Below are 24,682 nucleotides of genomic sequence, written 5' to 3' on the forward strand. Positions count from 1 at the left end.
TCAGCTTTCCCGTACGTGGTTGTCGGTGCCGAGTGCCAACTCGACGAGGTCGGCCACGTTCATGTCGTCGATACGGTCCACGGCGCCGGCCTCGGTGTCCGACTCCGGCGCGCCCTGCTGGTGCGGGGCCGCGGCCAGCTCCAGCAGGGCGTCGAGCAGCCCGGTCTCGCGCAGCTTGCTCAGCGGGATGGTGCGCAGGGTCGACCAGGTGGCTGCCTCCTCCGGGCTCTGCGCGGCCGCTTCGCCGTCGGCGTCGAACAGCCGGGTCGTCAGATAGCGGGCGAGGGCCGGGAAGGTGGGGTGGTCGAAGACCAGGGTGGTCGGGAGTTTCAGGCCAGTGATCGCGGACAGCCGGTTGCGCAGTGCGACCACGGTCAACGAGTCGAAGCCCAGGTCCCGGAAAGACCGGTCGGACTGCAGCTCGGCGACGGAGTCGTGCCCGAGAGTCACTGCCGCCTCACGCCTGACCCGGTCGAGCAGCAGCCGTTCCCGCTCGGCGTCGTCGAGCTCGGACAGTTCGCGGACGAGTTCGGTCGCGCTGTCGCTCTCGACGGCGACCGTCTCCGACTCGGTGAGCGCCTGGCGCGCCTCGGGCACGCCGAGGATCAGCGGCCTGGGGCGGGCAGCGGTGTACGCGGGGGCGAAGGCCTGCCAGCCGATGTCGGCGACGACCAGGTTGTGGTCCTGGCGGCCGACGGCGTCGGCGAGCGCGGCAATGGCGAGGTCCGGGTCCATCTGCCGGTTGCCGAGCCGGCGCAAATGGGCGGCGGTCTCCGCGTCGACCATGCCGCCGCCGTCCCAGGCGCCCCAAGCGATGGACAGGAACGGCAGGCCCGCGGCGCGGCGTTCGGCGGCGAAGGCGTCGAGCTGGGCGTTGGCCGCCGCGTAGCCGATCCGGCCGGAGTTGCCCCAGGTCCCGGCGCCGGAGGAGAACAGGACGAAGGCGTCGAGGTCGAGGTCTTCGGTGAGGGCGGCGAGATGGCGGGTGCCGGTCACCTTGGGAGCCAGCACGGTGGCCAGTTCGGCGGCTGTCAGCTCGTCGGCGGGGAGCTCGCGTCCGCTGGTGCCTGCGGCGTGCAGCACCGCGCGGATCGGCGGGCCGTCGGAGCCGATCTTGTCGAACAGGTCGCCGAGGGCGGCCCGGTCGGCCAGATCGCAGGCGGCGATGACGACGTCGGCTCCCGAATCGACTAGTTCATTGAGCAGTTCGGGCATGCCTTCGGCGGCCTCACCGCGCCGGCTGACCAGGACGATGCGGTCGGCGCCGGAGCGCGCGGCCCAGCGGGCCACCCGGCTGCCCAGCGCCCCGGTGCCGCCGGTGATCACCACGGTGTCCCGCGGCTGCCAGGGCGTCGCCGGTCCTTCGGCGGGCGCGCGGACCAGTCGGCGGGCCAGCACGCTGGACGCCCCGATCACCAGCTGTTCCTCGCCCGTGCTGCCGGAGAGCACGGCGCACAGGTGGCGGGCACTGTCGTTGTCGAGCTCCTCCGGCAGGTCGACAAGTCCGCCCCAGCGGCGGGGCAGGTCGAGGCCGAGCACCACACCCGTCCCCCACACCAGTGCCTGCACCGGGTGGCGTGGCGGGTTGTCGGGTCCGGTTCCCACGGCCCCCGAGGTGGCGAGCCACAGCGGGGCGTCCAGGTCGAGTTCGGTCAGGGCCCGGACCGTGGCCAGAGCGGCGGTGAGCCCGGCGGTCACGGCCGGGTGGTCGGGGTGGGGGGTCTCGTCGAGGCCGGTGAGGCAGAGCACACCCGCGGGGCGCCGGCCGTCGACGAGGGCGTCCATGATCTGCCGGGCCAGCCGGGCGGCGTCGCTCTCGGCGGTGTCCACCGGTACGTCGATCACGTCGGCGCCCGCCTGGTCCAGTGCACGGGCCGCAGCATCTGCGAGACGGTGGTTCCCCTCGGCCGGGCGCAGCACCAGCCAGCTTCCGGACAACGCGTCCTGGTCCGTCGCCGGTACCGGCTCCCACTGGGTGCGGTACCGCCAGCTGTCCAGCGTGGCGCGAACCTGGTGCCCGGTGTGCCAGCGAGACAGTGCGGGCAGCACGGGTTCCAGTTCTCCGCGCGCCAGACCGGTGTGCTCGGCGAGCGCATCGAGGTCCTGGTGCCGTACGGCCCGCCAGAACTCTGCCTCGACCGGGTCGGCGGCCTGCGCTGCGATTTCCTTGAACTCCGGCCAGAAGCGGCGGCGTTGGAAGGCGTACGGGGGCAGGTCGACGCGGTGGGCTCCGGTGCCCTCGAAGACCTGAGTCCAGTCGACGGTCGCGCCCGCCGTATGGGCCGCGCCGACGGAGCGCAGGAAGCGGGCCAGTCCGCCGTCGAAGCGGCGCAGCGAGCCGAGGGCGACCACGTCGTCGCGGTCGGCGAGGGTCTCCTCGACGGCGCCGGTCAGAACGGGGTGGGCGCTGACCTCGATCAGCGGCCCGAAGCCCTCCTCGGCGAGTGCCCGCACGGAGTCGGCGAAGCGTACCGGCAGGCGCAGGTTCCGGAACCAGTACGAGGCGTCGAACTCCGGGCCGTCGATCCAGTCGGCGGTCACGGTGGAGAAGAACGGCACCTCGGGCGCCGACGGTTCGATCGGCGCGAGAACCTCCGCGAGCCGGTCCTCGACTGCGTCCGCGTGCGGGGAGTGGGAGGCGTAGTTGATCGGCACCGTCCTGGTGCGGATGTCCTGGCCCGCGCACTCGGCGACGAACTCCTCGAGTGCGTCCGCGTCCCCGGAGACGACCACGGCGCCGGGGCTGTTGACCGCGCCTATGTACAGCCGGCCCTCGTAGGACCGCAGCAGTTCCTCGACCCGGGGCTGCGGGGCGGCCACCGAGAGCAGGCCGCCGAGCCCGGCGAGCGCGGTGACCTCCCGGCCGCGCAGGCAGACCACGCGGGCGGCGTCGCGCAGGGTCAGCGCACCGGCGAAGCAGGCGGCGGCGATCTCGCCCTGGGAGTGGCCGATGACCGCGGCCGGTTCGACGCCGCAGGAGCGCCACAGTTCTGCCAGCGACACGGTGACGGCGAAGGTCGCGGGCTGCACCACATCGTCGCTGTCGAGTCCGGGTGCGCCGGGTGCGCCGCGCAGTACGTCGGTGAGCCGCCAGTCGACGAACTCGGCGAGTGCGGCCTCGCAGCGGGCGATGCTCCGTGCGAACAACGGTGAGGTGTCGATCAGTTCGGCCGCCATGCCGGCCCACTGGGAGCCCTGGCCGGGGAAGACGAACACCGGGCGGCTCGCCGGGCGGGCGACCGCCTCGACGACGTTCGCGCTGGGTTCGCCGGCGGCCAGGGCCTGCAGCCCGTCGAGCAGTTGGCCACGGTCTGCTCCGACGATCACCGCGCGGTACTCGAAGGCGGACCGGGTCGTGGCCAGGGTCAGACCCACGTCCACGGGCGCCAGTTCCTGTACGGCCGGCAGCAGGCGGTGCGCCTGCGCCCGCAGGGCCGGTTCGGTCGGCGCGGACAGCGTCCAGGCGACGGCCGCGGGCGGCGCAGGGTGCTCGTTCGGCCGGACATTCACGTCGGGTGCCTGCTCGAGGATCACATGGGCGTTGGTGCCGCTGATGCCGAACGAGGACACCGCGGCCCGGCGCGGACGTCCGGTGTCCGGCCAGTCCTGATTCCTGTCCAGCAGCTGTACGGCGCCGGAGTCCCAGTCGACCCGGGTGGACGGCTCGTCCAGGTGCAGGATCTTCGGCAGGATGCCGTGGCGCATGGCCAGGACGGTCTTGATGATTCCGGCGACTCCGGCGGCGGCCTGGGTGTGCCCGAGGTTCGACTTGAGCGCACCGACCAGCAGCGGGGAGCCGTCCGGCCGCTCCTGACCGTAGGTGGCGAGCAGCGCCTGCGCCTCGATGGGGTCGCCGAGCGGGGTACCGGTGCCATGAGCCTCGACAGTGTCGATGTCGGCGGCGTCCAGGCGGGCGTTGGCAAGGGCCTGGCGGATCACTCGTTGCTGCGAGGGGCCGTTGGGTGCGGTGAGCCCGTTGGAGGCACCGTCCTGGTTGACGGCCGAGCCGCGTACGACGCCGAGCACGGTGTGCCCGTTGCGGCGGGCGTCGGACAGCCGCTCGAGGAGCAGCAGGCCGACGCCCTCGCCCCAGCCGGTGCCGTCGGCGCCCTGCGCGAACGGCTTGCAGCGGCCGTCGGTGGCGAGACCGCGCTGGCGGCTGAACTCGGCGAACACCGTCGGTGTGGACATCACGGTGGTGCCGCCGGCCAGGGCGAGCGAGCACTCGCCGGAGCGGAGCGCGGCGACCGCCATGTGCACGGAGACGAGGGAGGAGGAGCAGGCGGTGTCGACGGTGACCGCCGGGCCCTCCAGTCCGTAGGTGTAGGAGAGCCGCCCGGAGGCGACACTGCCGGCGGTGCCGGTGCCGAGGTGGCCCTCCAGATCGTGGTCGCGGCCCAGCAACAGGGTCGCGTAGTCGGTGTACATCAGGCCGATGAACACGCCCGTGCTGCTGCCCCGCAGGGAGCGTGGGGGGAGACCGGCCCGCTCGAAGAGCTCCCAGGAGGATTCGAGCAGCAGACGCTGCTGAGGGTCCATGGCGAGGGCTTCGCGGGGCGAGATCCCGAAGGGAGTGGGGTCGAACTGGTCGGCGTCGGCGAGGAAGCCGCCCTCACACGCGTAACTGGTACCGGGCCGGCCGGCGTCCGGGTCGAAGAGCGCGTCGAGGTCCCAGCCGCGGTCGTCCGGCATCGGCACGACGGCGTCGTCGCCGCGCAGCACCAGCTCCCAGAGTTGTTCCGGCGTTTCGACACCGCCGGGCAGCCGGCAGGCCATGGACACGATCGCGATCGGCTCGCCGTCGGCGACTGCGGCGGCCGCCGGTACGGGCGCGGTCCTGCCGGCGGACGTTGTCTTGGGGGCGGCCGTCAGGGACTCGAGGTGCTCGGCCAGGGCGGCAGGGGTGGGCTGGTCGAAGATGACCGAGGCGGGCAGTCTGAGGCCGGTCTGCTCGCTGAGCGCGTTGCGCAGTTCGACCGCCATCAGCGAGTCGAAGCCGAGCTCGGAGAAGGCCTTGTCGGGGTCGACGGCGCTCGCCGAGGAGTACCGCAGCACGGCGGCCACCCGAGCCCGGACCAGGTCGATCATCCGGGCCGGTCGGGCTGCCGGGCCGGTCGCGGGCCTCTCGTGGCGGACCAGACCGCGCAGCAGGGCGTGCATCGCCTGTTTGCCGTCCTGCCCGCGCAGCACGGGGAAGTCGAAGGCGGCCGGCACCAGGTTGGCCTCGGGGCGGCCGAGGGCCGTGTCGAACAGAGCGAGTCCTTCGGGGCCGCTCAGGCTGAGGACACCGATGCTGGCGACGCGCTGCAGGTCGACGTCGCTGAGGCCGCCGACCATGCCGTCCTGGCCTTCCCACAGGCCCCATGCCAGCGACAGGCCCGGCAGTCCGTCCCGCTGGCGCTGTTCGGCGAGGGCGTCGAGGTAGGCGTTGGCGGCGGAGTAGTTGCCCTGGCCGGGGCCGCCGAAGGTGCCGGCGGCCGAGGCGAACAGGATGAACGCCGAGAGGTCGAGTCCCCGGGTCAGCTCGTGCAGGTTGAGCGCGCCGTAGACCTTCGGGGCCAGTACGGCGTCGATGCGCTCGGGGGTCAGCGACTGGATGATGCCGTCGTCGAGGACGCCCGCCAGGTGGACGACTGCGGTCAGCGGATGCTCGGAGGGCACAGTGGCGAGCAGCGCCGCCAACGCGTCCCGGTCCGCCACGTCGCAGGAGGCGATCCTCACCTCGGCTTCCAGCGCGGTCAGTTCGGAGGCGCCCGTGGCGCCGGGTCCGGACCTGCTGGTCAGCAGCAGATGCCGGACACCGTGCTCCTCGACAAGATGCCGGCAGAGTGCGCGGCCGAGCCGACCGGTGGCTCCCGTGACCAGAACCGTACCGTCGGGGTCCAAGGCGGGGGCCGCCTCCTCGGTGCGGGCCGCGGGCCGGGCGAGGCGGGGTGCGTACCAGTGGCCGTCGCGCCACAGGAGCGACGGCTCGTCGTACGGGAGAGCCGCCACGGGGATTTCCGGGTCGTCGTCGGTGACGTCCACGAGGACGAACCGGTCCGGGTTCTCCGACTGCGCCGAGCGCACCAGGGCCTGCACGGCGGCGGCGACCGGGTCGACGTCTCCGCTCTCGTCGGGCAGCCGTGCTGCGCCGCGGGTGCGCAGCACGAGCGGAGTGAGATCCTCGGCCTCCGGCTCGGCGAGCAGGTCCCGCAGTCGCGCGAGGGTGCGGTGCAGGGCCTCGCGCACCGCCTCGTGCGGGTCGTCCGGAAGCGCGGGACCACCCGGCAGATCCACCACGTCCGGCACTCCGCCCTCGGGGCCGGGCCCGGTGGGGACCTCCAGCCAGTCGATGCGGAACAACGTGTCGCGGTGGCGGGGCAGCGCGCGCAGCCGGTCCCCCGGCAGGGGACGCACCAGCAGCGAGTCGACGGACACGACCGGCGCCCCGGCGGTGTCTGTCGCGGTCAGCGTCAGCGAGCGCTGTCCGGAGCGGCTGAGGGTGACGCGCAGTCCGGTGGCACCCGGGGTGTGCACGCTGGCGCCGGTCCAGGTGAAGGGGATCGCGCCGGCGGCCGAGGCATCGGTTCCGAGGGCGGACGCGTGCAGGGCGGCGTCGAGGAGGGCCGGGTGCAGTTCGAAGCGTTCGGCCTCGATGTGCTGGGACTCGGGCAGCTCGACCTCGGCGTGGATCTCGTCACCGAGCCGCCAGGCGGCGCGCAGTCCGCGCAGCAGGGGCCCGTACTGCAGGCCGGCCACGGCGAGTTCCTCGTAGAGGTGTCCGATGTCCAGGGGGGTCGCGCCGGCCGGCGGCCAGACGGTGGGTGCGGGCTCGACGGGGTCCGGTGACACGGTCAGGGTGCCGGTGAAGTGGCGGGTCCACGGCTGGTCCCACGGGTCCGGGGTGTCCGACTCCGGTCTCGCATAGCCGGTGACGGGACGACGGCCGGCGGAGTCTGCGGCGCCGATCACCACTTGCAGGGTGATCCGGTCGGCGGGGTCGAGAACCAGTGGTTCGGCCAGCACGAGTTCGTCGACCCGGGGGAAGCCGATCTGGGTGCCGGCCCGCAGCGCGAGTTCCAGGAAGGCGGTGCCCGGCACCAGGATCCGGTCGGCGACGCGGTGGTCGGCCAGCCAGGGGTGCGTAAGGACGGAAAGTTCGCCACCGAAGACGAACCCGTCCGCGTCGGCGCGTTCCATCCGACACCCGAGGATGGGGTGGCCGGCCGCCGGGTCGGGGCGGGAGACGGGCGCGTCCAGCCAGAAGCGGCGGTGCTGGAAGGCGAAGGTGGGCAGTTCGGCACGCCGGGCTCCGCTGCCCTCGTAGAAGGCTGACCAGTCGACGGCGACACCGCCGGCCCAGAGGTGGGCAAGCGCCCCGGTGAGGGTTTCGGGCTCCGGCCGGTCCCTGCGTAGCAGCGGCTCCACGAGGCTCGGGTCGGTCAGGTCGGCGGCGACGGCCCCGCACAGCGGGCCGTCGGGGCCCAGTTCGACGAACCGCGTCGTGCCGAGCGTGCGCAGCTGGTCGATGCCGTCGGCGAAACGGACCGTCTCACGCACATGCCGCACCCAATGGTCGGCGGTGAACTCTTCCACAGGCCGCCCCGTCAGGTTGGACACGACGGGGATGTCCGGCCTGCGGTACTGCACGGTCTCTGCCACCGCGCGGAATTCCTCCAGCATCCCGTCCATGCGGTGGGAGTGGAACGCGTGGCTGACGTTGAGGCGGCGGGTATCGCGGTCGGTGAACTCGGCGGCGACGCGCAGCACTTCGTCCTCGTCGCCGGAGAGCACCACGGAACCGGCCGCGTTGATCGCGGCGATCGATACCCGCTCGCCGAGCAGCCCGGTGACCTCGGCCTCCGTGGCTCGTACGGCGACCATGGCGCCACCGGCCGGCAGCGCCTGCATCAGCCGGGCGCGGGCTGTGACCAGCCGGCAGGCGTCCGGCAGGGACAGGGCGCCCGCGGCATGGGCGGCGGCGAGTTCGCCGATGGAGTGGCCGATGAGGTGGTCGGGCTGTACGCCCCAGGACTCGAGCAGCCGGAACAGTGCCACTTCGAGCGCGAACAGGGCGGGCTGGGTGTACTCGGTGCGGTCCAGCAGGCCGGTGTCCTCGAACATGACCGTCTTCAGCGGGGTGCCCGACCCGGTGTCCAGGTGCGCGCAGATCTCGTCCAGCGCCCGCGCGAACACGGGGTGAGTGGCGTACACCTCACGGCCCGTTCCGGGTCGTTGGGAGCCCTGGCCGCTGAACATGAAGGCGACCGGTCCGCCGAGGGGCTGCCCGGCCACGACGCCGGGTCCGGCGGTCCCGCCGTCCGCGATCGCGGTGAGCGCGGTCAGCAGCTCCTCCGGGCCTGCTCCCACCGCCACCGCCCGCCGCTCCAAGGGTGCGCGCGTGGTGGCCAACGAGTAGCCGATGTCCTGGGGGGCGTGCCCGGCGACACCGGAGAGCAGCCGGCGTGCCTGGGCGGCGAGGCCTTCAGGGGTCTTGGCGGAGACCACCCAGGGGACGACGGGGAGGACCGCGCCGTCCGGCGGGGCGACGGACTCCTGCTCCGCAGGGGCCTGTTCGACGATCAGGTGGGCGTTGGTGCCGCTGACCCCGAACGCCGAGATGCCGGCTCGGCGGGGGCGGTCCCGCTCGGGCCACGGCTGGGCCTCGGTGAGCAGGCGCACGCGGCCGGCGGACCAGTCGACATGCTGTGAGGGCTCCGTCACGTGCAGGGTCTTCGGGAGGCTGCCGTGCCGTATCGCCTGCACCATCTTGATCACACCGGCCACGCCGGCGGCGGCCTGGGTGTGCCCGAGGTTCGACTTGAGCGATCCGAGCCACAACGGCCGCTCTTCCGGGCGGTCCTGGCCGTACGTCGCGATCAGCGCCTGCGCCTCGATCGGGTCCCCCAGCCGGGTCCCGGTGCCGTGCGCCTCGACGGCGTCCACGTCGGCCGTGGTGAGGCCGGCGCTCGTCAGCGCCTGCCGGATGACGCGCTGCTGGGAGGGTCCGTTGGGCGCGGTGAGGCCGCTGCTGGCGCCGTCCTGGTTGATGGCGCTGCCACGGATCACGGCCAGCACCGGGTGGCCGTTCTGCCGGGCCACCGACAGCCGCTCCAGGGCCAGCAGACCGACGCCCTCGGACCAGCCCGTACCGTCGGCCCCGTCGGCGAAGGACTTGCAGCGCCCGTCGGGTGCCAGTCCCCGGTGCCGGCTGAACTGCACGAAGGCGGCCGGTGTGGACATGACGGTCACCCCGCCGGCCAGCGCCAGCGTGCACTCCCCCGACCTCAGCGCCTGGCAGGCCAGATGCAGGGCCACCAGCGATGAGGAGCACGCCGTGTCCAGCGTCACCGCAGGCCCTTCCAGGCCGAGGGTGTAGGCGATGCGGCCGGAGGCGATGCTCGGCGAACTGCCGTTGCCGATGTAGCCCTCCAGACCTCGCGGTGCCTGCCGCACCCGGGCGCCGTAGTCGTTGTACATCACGCCGACGTACACACCCGTGCGGCTGCCGCGCAGCGAGGTCGGGCTGATCCCGCCGTGCTCCAGCGCCTCCCAGGATGCCTCGAGGAGCAGCCGCTGCTGCGGGTCGGTGGCCAGTGCCTCGCGCGGGCTCAGCCCGAACAGTTCGGCGTCGAACTCGGCGGCGTCGTGGAGGAATCCGCCCTGCGTGGAATAGCAGGTACCGGGCTGGTCGGGGTCCGGGTCGTACAGCGACTGAAGGTCCCAGCCGCGGTCGGCCGGGAACTCCGAGACCGCGTCGGTGCCCTCGGCCACCAGCTGCCACAGCTGCTCGGGGGAGGCGACCCCACCGGGCAGCCGGCAGCTCATGCCGACGATCGCGATCGGTTCGGAGCTCTTCTCCTCGTACTCCGTGAGCTTTTGGCGGGTCCGTTGCAGATCGGCGGTGGCGCGCTTCAGATAATCGCGCAGCCGCTCCTCATTCATGGGACTCATCGGTTTCCCCCTCGTCCGGACCGCGTGGCCTGATGCACGTCCTGCTCCTCCATTCGCCGCTCACGTGTCCAGCCCGTCGAGGAACCGGAAGATCTCGTCGTCGGGGGCCGCGTCGAGGCCGTCGATCACCGCGTCCGGTGGCACGGGCGGAGCGGCGGCCGGCCCGGTCACCTTGCTGAGCCGGTTGCGCAGTTCGACGGCTCCAAGGGAGCCGAAGCCCATCTCCAGCACCTGATCCGCGTCGTTGAGCGAGGCGAGGGACAGGCGTACGGGTGAGTTCCCGGTGCCGGGAGTGTCCATGGGGCGCAAGGTGTCCATGGGGCGGGCTGCTCCCGGCTATTCCGCGATCTTGGTGAAACCGGTCCAGCGGAAGGTCCTCGACGACTGGCCGCCGTTCCCGCCTGAATCGTCGGAGGGCTCGAAGTGCTGATATCCGCCGTAGTACTTGATCTTGATCTTCTGCTGTGCCTCGGCCGCGTCGACGCGCATCGTCCGCTGAGCCTGCGGGAGGTCTGCCGGACCACCGACCAGCTCCACGAGCACCTTGCGCTCGTCCTCGGTTCGCTCGATGTTTCTGCTCATGGGATGCCCCTTCTGTCTGCCGGATGTTCGACGGTGCGATGTCAGGTGCCGGATGGGTCAGTCCGCGCAGGCGTGCAGACAGGCGATGAGACTTCGGGCCTGCACATTGAGGTAGTGCCGGTGCTGGAGCAGCCAGGTGATCTGGGGCAGCGTCATCCAGCGGAATCCGGGCGGCTCCTCGTCGGGGTGGTCCTCGCCCACCTCGATGATCATGTAGCGGCTGCGGGAGTGGTAGAAGCGGCCGCCCTCCTCCGACATCTCGGCGTCGAACAGCACGCGGTCGGTGCGGAGGCGGCGCTCGATGTCGAGCAACTGCTCGTGGACGGTGCCCCCCAGCTGTGCATGGTTCTCCGGGGTGCCCTGCACGGTCGGTGCGAGCTCGATGGCGTCGATGTAGCCGGGCTCGATACGGGCGCGCAGCAGCACGTGCAGCACTCCGCCGAACCGCTTGACCAGCAGGGCGGCCACGCCGACACCGTGCGGTTCGAGCAGCGGCTGGGTCCAGCCGCCCACTTCCCGGCTGTTGGCGACGACGTCCACGGCGGTGACGCTGAAGAAGTGTCCGCTCTCGTGCGAGATCGACCAGTCCGACTGCTGCCAGCCGGGCAGATCCCGCAGGCCGACGACGGTGGAGTCCACGTCGTGAACGGCCTGGTTGGAGGTGATCCAGCTGAGGATCTCGGTCTCGGTGTGCAGGCCGCCTTCCTCGTTGCCGGCTCCGGGCAGACAGGACAGCACCGTACGGGCGTCCATGTTCACCCGATGGTCGATGCGCAGCTGCTCCTGCACCTGACCCAGTGTCAGCCAGCAGAAGTCCTCGCCCGCCTCGACGTCCGGTCCGACCTCGATGACCATGTTGCGGTTGCGCTTGCGGTAGAACCAGGCGCCGTGCTCGGACTGGAGCACGTCGGCGATCACCCTGCGCGGCTCGGCCTCGGCGAAGTGCTCCACGTAGGGCACGTTCCGGCCTCGGTGCACTCCGGTGTAGTTGCTCTTGGTTGCCTGCACGGTGGGCGACAGCTGCACGCCGTTGGGGTTGCCCGGCTCCGCCTTGGCCTGCATCAGCAGGTGCAGTACGCCGTCGATCTCGCGTACGGCGATGCCGAGCAGGCCTATCTCCCGCTGCAGGATGATGGGCTGGGCCCACTGCAGCACGGGGCCCTCGTCAACCTCCACGTTCAGGCCCGCCACCGAGAAGAACCGGCCGCTGTCGTGCACCAGGTGCCCGCCGTCCTCGGCGAACGACCAGTTCCGCAGCTGCGCGAACGGGATCCGGGTGACCTCATGGACCTGGGCGGCACAGCGCTCGGCGAACCACTTCTCGAACTGCTCGGGGCTGGTGGCCACACCGTCGGTCGCGCGCGCCGACTGTGCGAGTCGCGCGTGCAGGGTCGAGTCCGCATGACGCAGAACGCCGAGTCCGGTGGTCAGCGGCATAGTGTCTCCCCCGGTTCGTCTGTCAGTGGGGCGCTCCTGTTCCGGTCGGGTGACCGGGGCCGGCCCATGGCGTCGCGTACCAGGTGAACACGACTGCGGGAGCCGACCCAGTCGGGCCGGACCGGTCTAGGTGTTCACTCAGATCCCTGCTGAGGAGCTGCCGCGAGGCCGGTCTGCGAACTTCCCTAGACACCAGCGGCCGACGGGACATGTGCTCCCGTCTTCCCCAGATGCTGGCCGTGCTCGAGACCAGAGAGGCTGGCATGAACGACTCCGATTTGTGGATACGGCGCTACTTTCCGAGCGCCGAGGCAGCGGTTCAGCTGATCTGTCTGCCGCACGCGGGTGGCTCGGCGCCCTTCTACCGCCCCGTGGCCCAGGCGCTGAACCCCCGCGTCGAGGTGCTCGCCGTCCAGTACCCGGGCCGCCAGGACCGGCTCCACGAACCGATGATCGACGATCTGGGCATGCTGGCGGACCGGGTGTGCGAGGCCGTCGTGACCGCCGTGGACCGGCCCTTCGCGCTCTTCGGCCACAGCATGGGCGCGACCCTCGCCTTCGAGGTGGCCACCCGGCTGGAGCAGCAAGGGATCTTCCCCCTGCGGGTATTCGCCTCCGGCCGGCGCGCGCCGTCCCGCCACCGCGACGAGCAGGTGCACCTGCGTGACACGGACGGCCTGGTCGGCGCGCTGCGTGCGCTCAGCGGCACCGATCAGCGGGTGTTCGGCGACGAAGAGCTGCTGCGCATGGTGCTGCCGGCCATCCGTAACGACTACCGCGCCGCGGAGACCTACCGCTACACCCCGAGGCCCCCGCTGAGTGCACCCATCAGCGTCCTGGTCGGGGACAGCGACCCCATGGCGAACCGCGAAGAGGCGGAGGCCTGGCGCTCCCACACCGACGGAGAGTTCGAGCTCCACACGTATCCCGGCGGCCACTTCTATCTGCTCGACCACGCCGCCGACCTCCTGCGGGTCCTCGACGAACGGCTGAGCGAGCCGGCCCTGCGATGACCGGTCCGCGGACGAGTCTGGAGAGGCGATGACGACGAAACACGTCGCGATCTTCGTGTTCCCGGGGCCCTCTCCTTCAGCAGACCGCTGGTGGTCGTCACCTGCACGCCCGAAAACCGGGTCAACAGCGGACGTGTCACCGAACCCGGCCTGGGTGTGGAGCTGCCGGGCGAGGAGGTCACCGCCGAGCGGCTGCGGGCAGCGGTGGAGGGCGTCGCGAACGACCCCCGCATCCGCCGCCAAGTCGCCCGGATGCGCATGGACATGCTGGCTGCCGGAGGACCGGCACGGGCCGCGCAGCTGATCGACGGCCGGCTGAACGAATCCTTCCCGAAGTCTGGAGAACCCATGAAGCACACGGCACTGCCCGCCTCGCCGGAGAACGCGGGCGCCCGATGACGTACGCCATCGAGACCGAAGGCCTCGTCAAACGGTTCGGCAAGGTCACCGCACTCAGCGGCCTCGACCTCACGGCGCGCCAGGGCACCGTGCTCGGCGTCCTCGGCCCGAACGGGGCGGGGAAGACGACGGCGGTGCGCATCCTGGCCTCGCTGATGCCGCCGGACGGCGGCATCGCCCGGGTCTGCGGGTACGACGTCGCCCGCAACCCCCACGAGGTCCGCCGGATCATCGGCCTCACCGGCCAGTACGCGGCCATCGACGAGCAGCTCACCGGCGCGCAGAACATCTCCTTGGTGGCCCGGCTACTGGGCTTCAAGCGGCCTGCGGCCAGACGCCGGACCTCGGAGCTGCTGGAGCGGTTCGGGCTCGGCCACGCCGCCGACCGCAAGGCGCAGACGTACTCGGGCGGCATGCGCCGCCGGCTCGACCTCGCCGTCAGCCTGGTGGGTGAGCCCTCGGTGCTGTACCTCGACGAGCCGACCACCGGCCTGGACCCGGAGAGCCGCTACGAGCTGTGGGACATCGTGCGCGGACTGGTCACCAACGGCTCGACGGTCCTGCTGACCACGCAGTACCTGGACGAGGCCGACCGGCTCGCCGACGACATCGTAGTGATCGACGGGGGCGTGGCCATCGCGACCGGCACCCCCGAGGAGCTGAAGGCGAAGACCGAACGGCAGACACTGGAGATCCAGCTCGCCGCGGACAGCGATCTCGAAGCCACCCGGCGGATCGTCGAGGAGCTCAGCGGGATCCGGCCCGTCACGGACGGCAACCAGCTGCGCATCCAGGTCAATGACACGGCCCTGCCGAGCGCGGTGCTGCGACGCCTCGACGAATCGGGCATCGAGGTCACCGAGCTGGCGCTGCGCCGGCCCAGCCTCGACGAGGTGTTCCTGTCACTGACCGGGAGCCGGGGCAAGAAGGACCGCGGCCTCGTGGCGGACCTTGCCACCGACGGGGCCGTACTGGCGGGACAGACGGAACGGAGCAGCTCATGACCGCGCTCGCCCACCCTCCCGTGAAGCACCGGCTGGGTCCGGTGACGACGGCCCGGCACTGCCTGACCCTGGGGGGACGCAATCTGCGGCACCTCAAGGCGAACCCGGGCGAGATCATCGGCTTCGCCGTCGTGCAGCCCCTGATGGTGATCGCGCTTCTGGTGTACGTCTTCGGCGGCGCGATCGCCGGGGACACCGCAACCTATCTGCAGTACGCCCTGCCGGGGCTGATCGTGCAGTCGTCGGTCACCTCCGTACTCGCCACCGGCACCGGACTGCACCAGGACATCAGCAACGGCCTGTTCGACCGGCTGCGCAGCCTGCCCATCGCCCGGATCGCGCCCCTGATGGGCCATCTGATCGGCACCATGGTGCGCGTCTCGGCCGGGCTGCTCATGCTGCTGGCCGTGGGCGCGGCGCAGGGCTTCGAGGTGCACACCGGAGTCTGGGCCACGCTGGCCGGACTGCTGCTGATCACGCTGTTCAGCGCGGGACTGGCCTGGCTGTCGATGCTGGTCGGCCTCGCCGCCAAGTCCGCCACCACGGTGCACATGCTCACCGGAATGCTGGCGATCCCGCTCACTTTCTGCAGCAACGTGTTCGTCAAGACCAGCACCATGCCCGGCTGGCTTCAGACCTGGGCCGACATCAATCCGATCTCGCAGGAGGCGACCGCGCTGCGCTCGTTGCTGACGGGCGGACCGATCGGCGACTCGGTGTGGTGGACGGTCGGCTGGACCGTGGTGATGACGGCCGTCTTCGCCCCGCTGTCCATCCAGGCGTACCGGAGACGGGTCTGACGTGGCCCGCACCGCTTCCAGAGGGAGACCGTTCGGATGAAGCACGGCACACAGGATCTGGCGCTGTTCGGCGGGGCACCAGCATTTCTGGAGGACCGCCGGGTGGGCAGACCGAACCAGGGTGACCGCCGTCGGTTCCTCGAGCGGATGAACCGGGTCCTGGACAACGAGTGGCTGTCCAACATGGGCCCCCTCATGCATGAGTTCGAAGCGCGCGTGGCGGAGCTCGCGGGCGTGCGCCACTGCGTCTCCCTGTGCAACGCGACCGTGGCGTTGCAGATGCTGGTCGGCGACGTGGCCACCGGGGGCGTCCCCGGCGACGAGGTGATCATCCCGGCGCTGACCTTCCCGGCCACAGCACATGCCGTTCAGTGGCGTGGTCTGCGGCCGGTCGTCTGCGACGTCGACCCGGTGACCGGACTGATCGACCCGGACCGGGTCGAGGCGCTGATCACGCCCCGGACCCGGGCGATCATCGGCGTCCATCTGTGGGGGCAGGCCTGCGACGTACGGCGGCTGGAGAAGATCGCCGAGACCAACAGGCTGCGGCTGTACTTCGACGCAGCCCCTGCCCTGGGCTGCACCCACGGGGACACCCCGATCGGGGGCTTCGGCGACGCAGAGGTGTTCAGTTTCCACGCCACGAAGATCGTCAACTCCTTCGAGGGCGGTGCGATCGTCACCGATGACGACGCTCTGGCCGAACGCATGCGGGCCATAAGGAACTTCGGCTTCGGACCGGACGGCAGGGTCGAAGAAGTGGGCACCAACGGCAAGTTGAGCGAGGCCGCGGCCGCGATGGGCGTGACGTCGCTCGACGCGCTCGAGGACACCGTCGCCCACAACCACGCCAACTACGAGGCCTACCGGGCCGCGCTCGCCGCCGTCCCGGGGGTGCGGCCGCTGGAGTACGACGCGCGGCACCGCAATACCCACCACTACATGATGGTCACCGTGGACGAGCCGGCCGCCGGCCTGCACCGGGATGTGCTGCTCGACGTGCTGCGCGCAGAGAACATCCTGGCCCAGCCCTATTTCCCGGAAGCCATGCATCAACTTCAGCCGTACGCCGACAAGTCGACCGTGGCGCTCCCCCACGCCGAGGCACTGTGCGAGCAGCTGCTCGCCCTGCCCACCGGCCCCAAGGTCAGCGCCGACGACATCGGGATCATCAGCGATGTAGTACGGGTCGCCGTCGCCCACGGGCCCGAGGTGACCGCGCTACGGCGTGCCCGAACCACCGGCACCGCCGCACAGTAGCGGACCGGCCCCAGCACAGCCGTGCCCAGCGCACGCCGGACAGGAGCGAGGAGTGGCTGCCATGGCAGCGAGCACCGTCGAGACGCCCGTCGGCAGGGTCAAGCCCAGCCGGCTCATCGATCTCGAACAGCACAAGGACGAACGCGGCTGCATTTCGGTCGCCGAGTCGGAGTGGACGGCCGGCTTCCCGATCCGGCGTGTCTACTTCCTCCACGACCTGACGGACGGTACGTCCCGGGGCGGGCACGCGCACCGCGAGCTGGAGCAGGTCTTCATCGCCGCCCACGGCGGCTTCACCATCCAGGTCGACGACGGCCACCAGCAGGCCGAATACCGCCTGGACACTCCTGGGACCGCTCTGTACGTCGGCCCGATGGTGTGGCGGGACCTCAGTGACTTCACTCCGGGCGGGGTCTGCCTCGTACTGGCATCGCACCATTACGACGAGGCGGACTACTACCGCGAGTACGAGGACTTCCTGCGAGACAGCCGGAGGCAGGCGTGAACAAGGTTCCCTTCTTCGACCTGCACGAACTGCATGCGGCCACCGGTATCCAGGAGGAGATAGACGCGGCCGTGCTGCGGGTGTCACGCTCCGGCCGCTACATCCTGGGACGCGAGCTGGAAGCCTTCGAGGCGGCCTTCGCGGCGTACTGCGAGAACGCCCACTGTGTCGCGACGGGAAGCGGCCTGGCCGCTCTGGAACTGGCGCTCAGAGCCCTCGGGGTCGGTCCGGGGGACGAGGTGATCGTGCCCGCGCACACCTTCATCGGCACCTGGCTCGCCGTCTCGTCCACCGGTGCGTGCCCGGTGCCCGTGGAGCCGGGCGAGGGGTCGTTCCAGATCGATACGGATCTGCTGGAGGCGGCTGTCACCCCGCGCACGCGCGCGGTGGTGCCGGTGCACCTGTACGGGCACCCCGTGGACCTGGATGCGGTGGAACGCTTCGCCGACCGGCACGGCCTCGCCGTGCTCGAGGACGCGGCCCAGGCGCACGGTGCCCGCCACCGTGGCCGCCGGGTGGGCAGCGGCCGTGCCGTGGCCTTCAGCTTCTACCCCGGAAAGAACCTGGGCGCCCTGGGCGACGGCGGCGCCGTCGTCACCGACGACCCGGAGCTCGCCGACCGGCTCCGGCTGCTGCGCAACTACGGCTCCCGCGAGAAGTACGTGCACCAGGAACAAGGAGCCAACTCCCGGCTGGACGAGATCCAGGCCGCGGTGCTCGCCACGAAGCTGCCGTACCTGGACGCCTGGAACGAGCGGCGCCGCATCGTCGCCCGCCGTTACACGGAGGCGTTCGCGGACCTGCCCGGACTCGTTACCCCGGAGGTGGCGCCGTGGGCGGAGCACGTCTGGCACCAGTACGTGCTGCGCACCCCTCACCGGGAGCCCCTGCGCCAACGGCTGGAGGAGGCGGGCGTAGGGACACTGATCCACTATCCGGTGGCCATCCACCGTACGCCCGCCTACGCGGGGCAGGGCCTCGAGCCGGCCACCGGCCTGCCGAGGACGGAGCGGCTGGCCGACGAGGTGCTGAGTCTGCCCATCGGCCCCCAGCTGCCCGACCACGCGATCGACCTGGTCGTCGATGCCGTACGGACCGCGGTCCTGGACCTCTCGCCCGCCCGGGAGGTCTGACCGGCACGGCCGGAACGGGCCCCGGTCAGACCTCCCGGACGTCCACCTGCAGGCCGGTCCGAGGCGCGCGCACCCACGCGGCGAAGGCCTCGGCCTCGTCGACGACGGCCCCGAATCGCAGCGAGTGGACCCTGGACCCGCCAGGGACCGGGCATCTGCTCCTGCCGTTCGGCCTTCACCGGCAGCAGCCGGCGGAGCGTCTCCACTCCGTTGAACATGCCGGCGCGCCCGTCGGCCCGGACGGTGACGGCGTGAACGTCACCTCCAGCTCGTAGCCCTCGGGTTGCGTCACCGAGTTGTCACCGCCGAGCGCCGGCACAATGCCCTCCGGCCTGGCCCCGGGCGCCAGGCTCCGCACCCGGGAGGGCGTATCCGGTGGCTTGCGCAGCAGACCGGTGAGGAACGAGGCGGCGGCCGGGCGGACTTGCGTATGTGTTCATCCGTGCCTGTGTCTCTCTGTCGAGGGGACCTGATGTCCTGAATCCATCGACAACCGGCTTGGTCAACACGGTCTAGCGGGAGCCCTAGTCTTCGCGCCGCCCCCTCGAAGGCGACGCGCGGACATGTACATACTCACGCCGTGAACGGACGACCGGCCCAGGACGGACCACCGCACCGGCAGACACCCGACCGACGCGGACATGTCGGTGTCTGCACCTTCCCCGCGTACGCGCACATCGCACCGGCCGTGCCCCTGATGGCCGAGCTGGTGCGGCGCGGGCACCGGGTCACCTGCTTCGTCACGGAGCGCTTCGCCGACCTGGCCCGGGGCTGTGGCGCGGAGGCCGTCGTCTACCCGTCGCGCTTCCCCTGGGGCACGGGACCGACCGGCTCGGCGCTGGAGAACATCCTCGCCTTCTTCGAGGAGGCGATCGCACCGCTGGAGACGGCGCTGGCCCGCTTCGACGGCGACCGGCCCGACGTCCTCGCCCATGACCTCGCGGCGTCCGACGCGGCCCGGCTGCTGGCCCGCGCCTGGGACGTCCCGGTGCTGCAGCTGTGTCCGACCATCGCCTCCAGCCCCGGCTTCTCGATGTCCGAGCGCCAGAGCCAGGAGGTCTCGGGGCCACCGCCGGAACCGATCGACCCGCACGATCCGGCGATCGCCGAGTTCGTCGCGCGCAAGGGGCGGCTGTTCACCGAACACCGCCTGGACGGCTCCCCGCTCGACGGCTTCGGCGCGGAGCACGGCGACAACATCGTATTCCTGCCGAAAGCGTTCCAGCCGGCCGCGGAGACCTTCGACGACCGGTTCGCATTCATCGGCCCGTGTCTGGCAGACGCGTCCGACGACAGCGCCCCGGACACCGGCGGCTGGCGGCCGCCGGAAGGCCGCAGGGTCGTGCTGCTGTCCCTGGGCAGCTCGTACACCCCCGACCAGGCCGCCTTCCTGCGCTTCTGCGTCGAGGCGCTGGCCGACTCGCCGTGGCATGTCGTGGTGACCCTCGGCCACCGCGTCACCGCCGAGGAGCTGGGCCCGCTGCCTGCCAACGTGGAGGCCCACCAGTGGCTCCGGCACCCCGAAGTCCTGAGGCATGCCGCCGCGTTCATCACGCACGCCGGCATGGGCAGCGTCATGGAGTCCCTCGCCCACGGGGTCCCGATGGTGCTCGTGCCGTACCACATCGACCAGCGGGTCATCGCCCGGCAGGCGGCTGCTCTCGATCTGGGGCGCGTCCTGATGCGGGAGTCGGCCGGTCCGGCCGCGCTGCGTGCGGCGGTCGACGAGGTCGCCACCGGCTCCCGTATCGCCACCGCCGTGGCCGCCATGCGCCGGCATGTGCACGAGGCGGGGGGCGCCTCGCGCGGAGCCGATGTCGTCGAGGGCCTGATGCGCCGTTCCGAACGTCCACGCACCCACCACGCGCCACCTACGGAAGTGACTCACCCATGAAGGGCATCATCCTCGCCGGGGGCGCCGGAACGCGCCTGCACCCCGTGACCCTCGCCGTCTCCAAGCAGCTGCTCCCCGTCTACGACAAGCCCATGATCTACTACCCGCTGTCCGTGCTCATGCTCGCGGACATCCGGGACATCCTCATCATCTCGACGGCCGAGGACCAGCCGCTGTTCCAGCGCCTGCTCGGTGACGGCTCCGAACTGGGACTGCGGCTCAACTACGCCGTACAGCAGGAGCCCAACGGCCTGCCCGAGGCGTTCGTCATCGGCGCGGACTTCATCGGTGACGACTCGATAGCGCTGATCCTCGGCGACAACATCTTCTACGGCCCCGGCATGTCCGACTGCCTTCGCGACAGTCGCCGCGACCTGGACGGCTGCGTCCTGTTCGGCTACCACGTGTCCGACCCGGAGCGCTACGGCGTGGGCGAGGTCGACGCCCGGGGCCGGCTGATCAGCATCGAGGAGAAGCCGGTCCGGCCCCGCACCGACCGCGCCATCACGGGCCTGTACTTCTTCGACAACCAGGCCGTGGACATCGCCAAGAACCTGGCGCCGTCGGCGCGCGGCGAGCTGGAGATCACCGATGTCATCCGGCACTACCAGCGGGAGGGCAAGGCGAAGGTGGTCGATCTCGGCCGCGGCTTCGCCTGGCTGGACACCGGAACCCACGACTCGCTGATGGACGCGGGCCAGTACGTCCAGGTACTGGAACGGCGCCAGGGCGTGCGTATCGCCTGCATCGAGGAGATCGCCCTGCGGCGCGGCTTCATCGACGCCGAGGCCTGCCACCGGCGCGGCGCGCGGCTGACCAAGTCCGGCTACGGCGAGTACGTCATGGACATCGCCAGGAAGGCCATGGAGACCCGGCGCACGCAGCCGGGGGACACGCTGTCGACGAACCGGCGGGAAATGGTGGGCCTTCGATGAGCGGCCGTCATATCGCCTTCTTCAACTACGCGGCACACGGCCATGTGAACCCCACCCTGCCGGTCGTCGCCGAACTGGTGCGCCGCGGCAATCGGGTGACGTACGTGGTCGCCGACCAGTTCGCCGACGTGGTCGCCGCGACCGGCGCCGAGGTGATCGGGTACGAGTCCGTCGTACCGAAGTCGTGGAACACCGTGGCCATCCCGGCGAAGATCACCGGCAACGACATGGCCGAGGCGGCGGTGGGGCACCTCACCGAGGCGTTCGCGCCGCTCGCCGAGGTGGAGAAGCGGCTCGGCAACGACCGTCCGGACCTGATGGTCTACGACGCGTTCGGCTACGCCACCGGCCGGCTCCTGGCACGCAAGTGGCGGCTGCCCTCCGTGATGACCGCGACCACGTTCGTGGTCAGCGAGACCTGCAACCCGTACGCCGGGCTCGCCGCGACCATGTCCCCGCCCGATCCCGGCCATCCGGCCCTGGCCCGGCACCGGGACCTCCTGCGCGGCACGCTGGACGCGCACGGGCTCGGTGACGTGTCGAACGAGGAGTTCACCGACGCCGCCGAGGAGCGGATCATCGTCTTCGTGGCGCCCGAGTTCCAGCCGGGAACGGAGACGTTCGACGAGCGGTATGTCTTCGTCGGACCGTGCATCGGCGACCGTGCCCTGCAGGGCACGTGGCGGCGGCCCGACGACGGGCGCCCGGTGGTGCTCGTCGCACTGGGCAGCTTCGGGTACGAGAACCAGGCGGCCTTCTACCGCGACGCGCTCGCCGCGCTCGCCGATCTGCCCTGGCACGTCGTCATGTCTCTCGGCGGCCTGGTCACCCCGGACGACCTCGGGCCGCTCCCGCCGAACGTCGAGGCCGGCCCCTGGGTGCCCCAGCTGTCGGTCCTCGCACACGCGTCGGCCTTCGTCTCGCACGCTGGCATGGGCAGCACCATGGAGGCACTCTCGTTCGGTGTGCCGCCGGTCGTGGTGCCCCGCACCGGCGAACAGGACCTGGTGGCCGCACGGGTGGCCGAGCTGGGCCTGGGCCGGTCCATCGCGCCGGACGAACTCGACGCGCAGGTACTGCGCGCCGCGGTACTGGACCTCTCCGAGGACCAGGCGGTCCGGGGACGGGTGCGGGAGCTGTCCGCGAGCATCGCGGCCCGGCGTGGCCCCGTACTCGCCGCCGACACGATCGAGTCCCGGGCGGCCGCGTCATGACCGAGGCGTCCCGTCAGAGCCCGCCGGGCCCGCCCCGGCATCTCGCCTTCCTCCCCTATCCGGCCTACGGACACATGGTTCCGGTGCTCCCGGTGGTCGCCGAACTCGTGGCGCGCGGCCACCGGGTGACCTGTTTCACCACCGAGGAGTTCGAGGACCGGGTCCGCGCCACGGGCGCACAGGCGCGCCCGTACGACCCGCCGCTGTCCTCCGATCCGCCGCCGGACGTCATCGACGCCGACGAGTGCGCGCGGGCCCCGCTGAAGCTGCTCGAGGCGAGCACGGCCGTACTCCCGTCGATCGAGGCCTGCTTCGCGGACGGCCCGCCCGACGCCGTCGCGTACGACACGACCCTGTGGCTGACCGGACGGCTGCTGGCCGCGCGCTGGGGGCGGCCCAGCGTGCAGCTGTCCCCGACGTTCATCTCGAACGAGCACTTCAACCTCTCCGAGCAGCACCAGGAGTTCGCCGGGCAGATCGATCCGGCGCATCCGGCGATCACCGCATTCGTTGACCGGCTCAAGGACATCGTGACCGGCAGCGGCCTGCGCGAGGAGCAGCAGGCCGAACTGTTCCACGGGCACGAGGAGTTCACGGTCGCGTTCGTGGCGAAGGAGTTCCAGTTCGCCGGCGGCACCTTCGACGGGCGCCATGTGTTCGTCGGACCGACGACAGAGGCGACGGCCGCGGCAGGCGGCAGCACGGCATGGCGGCCACCGGCGGACGGCCGGCCGGTGCTGGTCGTCTCGCTCGGCACCACCGTGAACAACCGCCCCGACTTCTTCCGCCACTGCGTCGAGGCCTTCGCCGATCTGCCGTGGCACACGGTGCTCGCGCTCGGCAAGCGCGTCGCCCCCGAGGAGCTCGGACCGCTGCCGCCCCATGTGGAGGCACATCCCTGGGTTCCGCTGACCGAGGTCCTGCCGCACACGTCGGTCCTCCTGTGCCAGTCGGGCATGGGCAGCATCCAGGAGGCCCTGCGGGCCGGCGTCCCCATGGTCGTCGTGCCGCATCATCCGGAACAGCACGTCAACGCCCGGCGGCTGACCGAGCTGGGTCTGGCCCGGGTGGTGCAGCGCGAGGACGCGTCCGTGGAAGCCCTGCGCAGCGCCGTGCTGGAGGTCGCGGGCGACACCGCTCTGCATGAGCGCGTACGGCAGATGCGGCGGCACGTCCGGTCGGCCGGCGGCGCGGCGCGGGCGGCCGACGCCATCGAACAGCGGCTGTACGCACCGTCCCTGGAGGCGACATGACCCAGCTCCGTGCCGGCCTCCCGTCGGCCCCGGACACCGACCGCGCGCAAGCACCGGACCCGCCGGTCACCCTGCCCTCGACGAGGCGGTGCCCCTTGGACCCGCCCCCCGAGTACGCGGTGCTGCGCGAGACCTGTCCGGTCGCTCCCCTGAAGCTGACCGTCGGCCCGGGTGAGGGCGCCGGGTGGCTGGTCACCCGGCTCGCCGACGTGCGGTCCGTACTGAGCGACCGGCGGTTCAGTCACCGCAACGAGCTGATCGGCCTGCCGATCCCGCCGCCCTTCCCGCTGACCGAGTACACCCCGCCGCCCGCCGCACCGGGCGCCTTCATCAAGATGGACCAGCCCGGTCACTCCCGCTACCGGCGGTTGCTGACCCGTCGGTTCACCATGCGGGCGATCGCCGAGCTGACCCCGATGATCACCCGGCTGGCGGAGGAGCACCTCGACGCGATGGCCGGGTCCGGGCAGCCGGTGGACCTGGTCACCGCCTTCGCGGAGCCGCTCACGGTCCGGGTGATGTGCGAGATGCTCGGGGTGCCCGACGCGGTACGCGAACCGCTCGCCCGCGGGCTGGCGGTGCTGTCCCGGATGCACTACACGGTCGAGGAGCTGATCGGCGCCTGCACGGTCATCGCCGAGGCACTCCAGGAACTGGTCGTGGCCAAGCGCGCCGAGCCCGGCACGGACCTGCTCGGTGAGCTCGCCACCGGCGGCGAGCTCACCGACGAGGAGATCGTGAACATCGCCTGGGCCCTGCTCGGCGGCGGTTTCGACACGACGGCCAACATGCTGGCCCTCGGCACGTTCGCGCTCCTCGCCCATCCCGAACAGCTCGCCCTCCTGCGGGCCCGCCCCGAACTCTCCGACAACGCGGTGGAGCAGCTGCTGCGCTACCTCACCATCTCCCACCTCGGGGCGAGCCGCGCCGCCCTGGCGGACGTCGAGCTGAACGGCGCCCGGATCAAGTCGGGCGACACGGTCGTCCTGGCGCTGCCCGCCGCCAACCGGGATCCCGAGCACTTCGACGCCCCGGACCGGCTGGACATCACTGCCTCCGCCCAGGGCCATGTGGCCTTCGGACACGGCGAGCACCAGTGCATCGGCCAGAACCTGGCGCGCAGCACGCTGCGCATCGCCCTGCCGATGCTGTTCGACCGCTTCCCGGGCCTGCGTCTGGCCACGGCTGTCGACGAGGTCCCGCTCCGCTCGGACATGCTCCACTACGGCGTGCACGAGCTCCTGGTCGCCTGGGACTAGTACTGCAGCCGGACTTCTTCATCAGCGCTGGTCAACGGCTTGGGCGTGAAGAGTGTAG

Annotated in this window: 15 protein-coding genes and 1 pseudogene; 12 read left to right on the top strand and 4 right to left on the bottom strand. The window is 71.5% G+C overall.

All coding sequences use genetic code 11. The annotated features are described in order from the left end of the window. From OG878_RS41040 to OG878_RS41055, 4 genes are all read right to left on the bottom strand, one after another. On the bottom strand, nt 1–9,927 hold the full coding sequence (locus OG878_RS41040; RefSeq protein WP_443049316.1) for a type I polyketide synthase: 9,927 nt from the start codon (nt 9,925–9,927) through the stop codon (nt 1–3). A 69-nt stretch (nt 9,928–9,996) separates the two neighbouring features. Beyond that, nucleotides 9,997–10,254 carry an acyl carrier protein gene (locus OG878_RS41045; protein WP_328891802.1) on the bottom strand — a complete coding sequence of 86 codons (258 nt, stop codon included), beginning with the start codon at nt 10,252–10,254 and terminating at the stop codon, nt 9,997–9,999. An 18-nt stretch (nt 10,255–10,272) separates the two neighbouring features. Then, nucleotides 10,273–10,518 (bottom strand): DUF5988 family protein, encoded by a 246-nt coding sequence (locus tag OG878_RS41050; protein ID WP_328891803.1) that lies wholly within the window; start codon nt 10,516–10,518, stop codon nt 10,273–10,275. A gap of 57 nt (nt 10,519–10,575) precedes the next feature. Next, complete coding sequence (locus OG878_RS41055) at nt 10,576–11,955, bottom strand: NDP-hexose 2,3-dehydratase family protein (RefSeq protein WP_328891804.1); 1,380 nt, start codon at nt 11,953–11,955, stop codon at nt 10,576–10,578. A gap of 263 nt (nt 11,956–12,218) precedes the next feature. On the opposite strand from OG878_RS41055, the gene OG878_RS41060 reads away from it, so the two are divergent. The 12 genes and pseudogenes from OG878_RS41060 (at nt 12,219) to OG878_RS41115 (ending at nt 24,624) form a co-directional block, all read left to right on the top strand. Further along, nucleotides 12,219–12,968: a thioesterase II family protein gene (locus OG878_RS41060; protein WP_328891805.1), complete on the top strand. Its 750-nt coding sequence runs from the start codon at nt 12,219–12,221 to the stop codon at nt 12,966–12,968. 78 nt (nt 12,969–13,046) lie between these two features. Beyond that, a pseudogene (locus OG878_RS41065) lies at nt 13,047–13,367 on the top strand (nucleotide disphospho-sugar-binding domain-containing protein); the annotation flags it as partial. Beyond that, nucleotides 13,364–14,371: an ATP-binding cassette domain-containing protein gene (locus OG878_RS41070; RefSeq protein ID WP_328891806.1), complete on the top strand. Its 1,008-nt coding sequence runs from the start codon at nt 13,364–13,366 to the stop codon at nt 14,369–14,371. The pseudogene OG878_RS41065 and the gene OG878_RS41070, both read left to right, overlap by 4 nt. Then, complete coding sequence (locus OG878_RS41075; RefSeq protein ID WP_328891807.1) at nt 14,368–15,171, top strand: ABC transporter permease; 804 nt, start codon at nt 14,368–14,370, stop codon at nt 15,169–15,171. The genes OG878_RS41070 and OG878_RS41075 overlap by 4 nt, the downstream gene beginning before the upstream one ends. Before the next feature lie 36 nt (nt 15,172–15,207). After that, nucleotides 15,208–16,431, top strand: coding sequence for an aminotransferase class I/II-fold pyridoxal phosphate-dependent enzyme (locus tag OG878_RS41080; protein ID WP_328891808.1), 1,224 nt, complete (start codon nt 15,208–15,210; stop codon nt 16,429–16,431). Nucleotides 16,432–16,492: 61 nt separating this feature from the next. Continuing rightward, entirely contained in the window at nt 16,493–16,936 is a 444-nt protein-coding gene (locus OG878_RS41085) for a sugar 3,4-ketoisomerase (RefSeq protein WP_328891809.1), read from the top strand. Continuing rightward, a complete protein-coding gene (locus OG878_RS41090; protein ID WP_328891810.1) occupies nt 16,933–18,069 on the top strand; it encodes a DegT/DnrJ/EryC1/StrS family aminotransferase in 1,137 nt (378 codons plus the stop codon). The genes OG878_RS41085 and OG878_RS41090 overlap by 4 nt, the downstream gene beginning before the upstream one ends. Nucleotides 18,070–18,649: 580 nt before the next feature. Then, nucleotides 18,650–19,963: a macrolide family glycosyltransferase gene (locus tag OG878_RS41095; RefSeq protein ID WP_328891811.1), complete on the top strand. Its 1,314-nt coding sequence runs from the start codon at nt 18,650–18,652 to the stop codon at nt 19,961–19,963. Then, the gene (rfbA, locus tag OG878_RS41100) at nt 19,960–20,898 is read left to right on the top strand and encodes a glucose-1-phosphate thymidylyltransferase RfbA (protein WP_328891812.1); all 939 of its coding nucleotides are present in this window, start codon (nt 19,960–19,962) and stop codon (nt 20,896–20,898) included. The genes OG878_RS41095 and rfbA overlap by 4 nt, the downstream gene beginning before the upstream one ends. Then, nucleotides 20,895–22,112 carry a macrolide family glycosyltransferase gene (locus OG878_RS41105; protein ID WP_328891813.1) on the top strand — a complete coding sequence of 406 codons (1,218 nt, stop codon included), beginning with the start codon at nt 20,895–20,897 and terminating at the stop codon, nt 22,110–22,112. Before rfbA ends, OG878_RS41105 begins: the two co-directional genes overlap by 4 nt. Next, nucleotides 22,109–23,365, top strand: coding sequence for a macrolide family glycosyltransferase (locus tag OG878_RS41110; protein ID WP_328891814.1), 1,257 nt, complete (start codon nt 22,109–22,111; stop codon nt 23,363–23,365). Before OG878_RS41105 ends, OG878_RS41110 begins: the two co-directional genes overlap by 4 nt. After that, on the top strand, nt 23,362–24,624 hold the full coding sequence (locus OG878_RS41115; protein WP_328891815.1) for a cytochrome P450: 1,263 nt from the start codon (nt 23,362–23,364) through the stop codon (nt 24,622–24,624). The genes OG878_RS41110 and OG878_RS41115 overlap by 4 nt, the downstream gene beginning before the upstream one ends. Nucleotides 24,625–24,682 lie beyond the last annotated feature (58 nt).

Origin of the sequence: Streptomyces sp. NBC_00316 (assembly GCF_036158715.1) — a bacterium.
Taxonomy (GTDB): Bacteria; Actinomycetota; Actinomycetes; order Streptomycetales; family Streptomycetaceae; genus Streptomyces.